This window comes from Bacteroidales bacterium (genome assembly GCA_018334875.1).
Classification (GTDB): Bacteria; Bacteroidota; Bacteroidia; order Bacteroidales; family UBA12077; genus JAGXLC01.
Genome location: JAGXLC010000299.1, coordinates 1 through 4,966 on the forward strand (window position 1 = coordinate 1; position 4,966 = coordinate 4,966).

Annotated in this window: 4 protein-coding genes; all 4 read left to right on the forward strand. The window is 45.5% G+C overall.

Annotated elements, in window-relative coordinates:
* Positions 1-163: 163 nt before the first annotated feature.
* Positions 164-1,243 (forward strand): gliding motility-associated C-terminal domain-containing protein, encoded by a 1,080-nt coding sequence (locus KGY70_16810; GenBank protein ID MBS3776861.1) that lies wholly within the window; start codon positions 164-166, stop codon positions 1,241-1,243.
* A gap of 20 nt (positions 1,244-1,263) precedes the next feature.
* Positions 1,264-2,280 carry a type IX secretion system membrane protein PorP/SprF gene (locus tag KGY70_16815; protein MBS3776862.1) on the forward strand — a complete coding sequence of 339 codons (1,017 nt, stop codon included), beginning with the start codon at positions 1,264-1,266 and terminating at the stop codon, positions 2,278-2,280.
* Between the two features lie 488 nt (positions 2,281-2,768).
* A complete protein-coding gene (locus tag KGY70_16820) occupies positions 2,769-4,121 on the forward strand; it encodes a tetratricopeptide repeat protein (protein ID MBS3776863.1) in 1,353 nt (450 codons plus the stop codon).
* A 145-nt stretch (positions 4,122-4,266) separates the two neighbouring features.
* A partial coding sequence (locus KGY70_16825) for a beta-lactamase family protein (GenBank protein ID MBS3776864.1) occupies positions 4,267-4,966 on the forward strand: 700 nt, incomplete at its 3' end.

The following is a 4,966-nucleotide window of genomic DNA, read 5'->3' on the forward strand; positions in this document are numbered from 1 at the left end:
ACTTTGATCAATAATTCAGATAACATTTGGCTTTGTCCCGCTCTGATCGGGACAAAGCTTTTCCTTCAGTTGCTTATTACATACAGATTGACCTGACAGATGATGCAAATTCAAACGAAGAGTGAATTGTAATCTGCTGTTTTTATATTTTTTGAATTTGATCTTGAGAATAAGCTTACATATCGTCCTTTTGTTGATTCTGGGAATGCTGCTTCCGGGCAGTGCTTCCTCCCAGGATACTATTGTTTGCGGGGATGAACGCGGGATGTATGCCGTATCTTCGGATTACTCCTTTAATAGTATCTTCCGGTGGGAAGTGGAAGGAGGGGAAAAAATCCACGATTACGGAAACAAAATTGAAGTAAAATGGGACGACAATGCAGCGGAAGGCCGGATCAGTGTAACCGAAATAAGTGTCATGGGACCAGAAGGTGGCTGCGAAGGGGGGACGAAGGAATATGTTGTGGACATCCGCAATACCTTTGCCGACCTGGGCATGGATGAAGAGATCTGTGAAGGGGAGTCCGTTGAGTTTTCACCGGGTTCGGAATTCAAGAGTTATGAGTGGCAGGACGGCAGCACCCAATCCTATTACACGGCCGACTCTGCCGGCACCTATTGGGTGAAGGTGAAGGATCAACACGGCTGCGTAAACCGTGATAAGGTGAACCTTACCGTGCATGACAATCCCGATGTGAACATTGAGGTAAACACGCCATATATGGATGATGTGCAGATATTTGAAGACAGTGTAACCTTTATAGCAGGTGCTGTGGATTATATAAGTCTGGATGCCGGCATGTGGAGCTCCTACGAATGGAATACCGGTGATATGATGGCTTCCATAGATGTGGAGGATACCGATGTGGCCCGTGCTACCGCCAAAACAGAAACGGAAAGATACTGGGTTACAGTGTCCAACGAATACGGATGTACAAGCACCGATTCCATTGCCGTGACAGTCATAGGTAATCTGGAGATCCCCAATGCCTTTACCCCGAACGACGACCAGGTCAATGACGAGTGGAAAATACCCGGCCTGTCCCTTTATCCGAATTGTGTGGTTGAGATTTACGACAGATGGGGCAACCGGATTTATCACTCCAAAGGTTACAATGAGGCAGATTACTGGGATGGTACCGGTCAAAACGGCAAAAAACTGCCCATGGATTCCTACTATTACATCATCAAACTGGGCAACGGAGAAGAACCGATTGAAGGTACGGTATCTATCATCAGGTAGAATTTAAAGCAGGTTTTGAAATGACACATGGGAAAATGAAACGGGTTATTGTATTGGTAATTTTGGTTTTAAGTGTGCTTCCGGCTGTTGTGAAGGCCCAGCAGATCCCTTTGTACAGTCAGTACACGATGAACAAGTATCTGCTTAATCCGGCCTATGCGGGTAGTCAGGGCTATACCTCGTATAACCTTACGGCGCGTCAGCAATGGATGGGGTTTGGCAATGCCAAGACACCCTCTACACAGGCCATCTGTGCGCAAACCCGTGTATTGCAAAACAATTTATTGGCCAAGCTGGGATTGGTCGACAGAGGCATGAGCAGAAGAAGGACCAGCGGCCGGGTTGGCATGGGCGGATACCTTTTTAATGACCGCAACGGGATCATCAACCGTACCGGTATCCAGGGAACCTATGCCTATCACATACCTGTGAGTGACCGGCAGCAGCTTTCTTTTGGCGTTTCCGGAACCGTCTATCAATTTAAGCTCGATGATGAGAACATCAAACTGCCCGATGATGATCTGGGCGTACCCGATCCGCTGGTCCACGGCAGGGAGAACAGCATGTTCGTACCCGACGCCACCGCCGGTATTTACTATATGAACAATAATTTTCATATCGGTGTGTCCGGGATGAACCTATTCCAGTCGGTTTTGAAATTCGGATCCGATCAGTCGTACAGCAGCTATCAACTGCTTCGTCATTATTATCTGATGACCAGCTACCAGTACGAGCTGGACGGAGACATTACACTGGAACCTTCCCTGCTGTTCAAAACTACAGAGCGGAAGAATCTGCAGGCAGATATCAGTATGAAAGCCTACTATCAGGGAGATTACTGGATGGGCTTGTCATACCGGACAGGCAGCGCTTTAATCTCCAAGGTGGGCGTTAAAGTTGATAACATCTACTTTGGATATGCCTATGACTATTCTCTGAGGGAGATTCAGAGACTGACCTACGGCTCGCATGAGATCATGGTGGGTATAAGATTTGGCGATTCAAACAGAAGAACCCGCTTTCAGAGAAGGTTCTGATTTATCCCATCACTATAAAAATTTATTTTTTAGAGAGCCACTTGCATGAATGTTTATAAGGAATTGCTATATTTGAAGTTTTGAACCAGGCTTAGAATCGGCTTAGCGGTTCTAAACCGCTTAGCCGGTTGCAGGCTAGAACCTCGATCGGTTGATATGGAAAATCCAGCTAAATGGCGTCCGAATTATGCTATCACTTCTAAAAATTTTGTTTTATTAGCAAAGTTTTGTTGAATGATAAATCTATGTGAAATCCTATCTTTCCTATGTGCCTTATGTGGTTCAAAAAAAAGTTAAATTGTTTATTTTTGAGAACGAGACCTATCATCAGGTTTTGAAAAATTTGTTTGCAGCTAAATCTGCGTTAAGGTGGTTTAGAGATTAAAGAGGTGAAGGAAAAAGGTTTGATAGAAAATCAATCAACCAACCAATCAACCAATCAACCAATCCGATAGCTATCGGATAACTTAAACAACAAAATAAACTATATGACGAAAAAATGGCTCTTCCCACTCATCATCCTGGCAGTTCTGATTGTTTTGTTTTTTCTTTTCAAGCCCAGGTTTGGCCGAATGACCTACGACCGGGCCGTTGAACTGCAGGATTCCTCGCGGTTCCGGCAAGCCGTTGAGAAATACGACCGGGCGATCTGGTTTGACGACAGCAAAGCACAATATTTTCAGGGCAAGGCTTTGGCTTTGGACTCCCTGGAAAAATATGAGGAGGCCGTTGAAAATTATACGCAGGCCATTGCCCTTGATTCTGCACATGCCCGTACTTATTATCACAGGGGCATGACTTACGCATCAATGGAGGAGACAGCGAGCGCCATAAAAGATTTTACCCGGGCCATTGAACTGGAGCCCGAAATGGAGGAAGCCTTTTTTCAGCGGGGTGTGGCCCGCATGAATAAAAAGGATTACCGCGGGGCCATAGAAGATTATTCAGGCGCCATTGAGCTGGACAGCTCCCATACCGATGCTTATTTCAACAGGGGAGCCTGTTATCGTGAGATCGGGGAGGAACAGAAAGCCGTGGACGATTATTCGCGGGCACTCAACCTGGGAATGGACAATCTGGATGTCTATCAGCAAAGGGCTAAGGCCTTGTCGGATGTAAAGGATTATAAACAAGCCATACGGGATTATGGCAAGATCATAGAGCTTACCGGGGGAAGTCAAAAGTTGTACTACCAGCGGGGATATCTGCACTTTCTGTTGAATGAATATAAAGAGGCAGTGCCCGATTTTTCCAGGGTACTTGAATATGATGCAAACCACCGGGATGCACGCTACTATCGCGGCCATTCCTATTCCGAGCTCAACGAATACGACAAAGCCATGAAGGATTTCGCACGGGTAGCCGAACAGGACCCACAGGATGCCAAGGTCAGGTTCAACCTGGGGCTGGCCGAGATGCACCTGGGTGATTTCAGGAATGCCAGGCAGACGCTTCAAAAGACCACAGAACTGAAAGAAGACTATGAGAAAGCGTATTTTCTGCTGGGCATGACCTTTGCCAATATGAAGGAGCACAACAACGCCATAGAGCATTATAGCCGGGCCATTTCACTGGATTCCACCTACCGGCAGGCTTATTATTACCGCGGTGTTTCCAAAGGGGTTCAAAACAATCATGAAGCGGCCATTTCCGATTATTCCCATGCCATTAAGCTTGACAGCACCTATGCCATGGCCTATTATAACAGGGGCATATCCCAGGTGGCCCTGAACAATTTCGGGAAAGGCTGCCGGGATTTATATCAAGCCCTGGATTTAGGGCATGAACCGGCCCAAAAGATGATCGAGACCTATTGTAAAAATCATCCAAGGGAAAACTAAACTTAAAAAAGATAATTAATGAACACAGATGACACAGATTAAACGGATGATCACAGATAATAATCAGTGTAAATTAGTAAAATCCGTGTCATCTGTGTTCTGTTTCAAATATTTTTTATTGATTGATCAAATTAATATTAAGCCCATGTTTAAGAAAGTAGCGCTGTTTGGTTTTTTAATTCTTAATTTAGCTGCAGTTCCGGCTTTCTCGCAGGATAATACTGTATCTAAAGTCGATTCCATATTACAGGATTATTACAGTGAAAATTCCCCGGGCGTCAGTGTGATGATCCTTAAAAACGGGGAAGTTCAGATATCTAAAAGTTATGGCTACGCCAATCTCGAAGACCGGGAAGCGGCTACAAAGGAAACCAATTACCAACTGGCCTCGCTTACCGGCCAGTTTACCGCCATGGCTGTTATGATGCTCGATGATGAAGGCAAAGCCAGCCTGGATCAAAAGATCACCGACGTATGGGAGGGCCTGCCCGGTTATTGCAGTGCCGTAACCCTGAATGATCTGTTGGAACAAAGCTCCGGACTGCCCAACCTGTCTTATCGCAAATTTTACTGGGATATAAAGGATTTTAATGACATAAAAAAATTTTTAAATCAGCACAAAGAACTGCGATACCAACCCGGTGAGAAGACCAATTCCAATGCAGTCAATAATGCGCTGATGGCTGCTTATGTGGAAAAGGTCTCAGGTACCGGTTACAGGAAATTTGTGGAGAACCGGATTTTTGAGCCCCTGGGAATGGATAACAGCAGCGTTTACAAAGGAGGGCTTTTCTCCCGAATATCCAACAAAGCCACTGGCTATATGCGGCAGGACAATGATCAGT

What these genes read in the sequence shown, in the direction of transcription:
- KGY70_16815 (MBS3776862.1), top strand. Translation starts at nt 1,264, where the DNA reads ATGACACATGGGAAAATGAAACGGGTTATTGTATTGGTAATTTTGGTT.
- KGY70_16820 (MBS3776863.1), top strand. Translation starts at nt 2,769, where the DNA reads ATGACGAAAAAATGGCTCTTCCCACTCATCATCCTGGCAGTTCTGATT.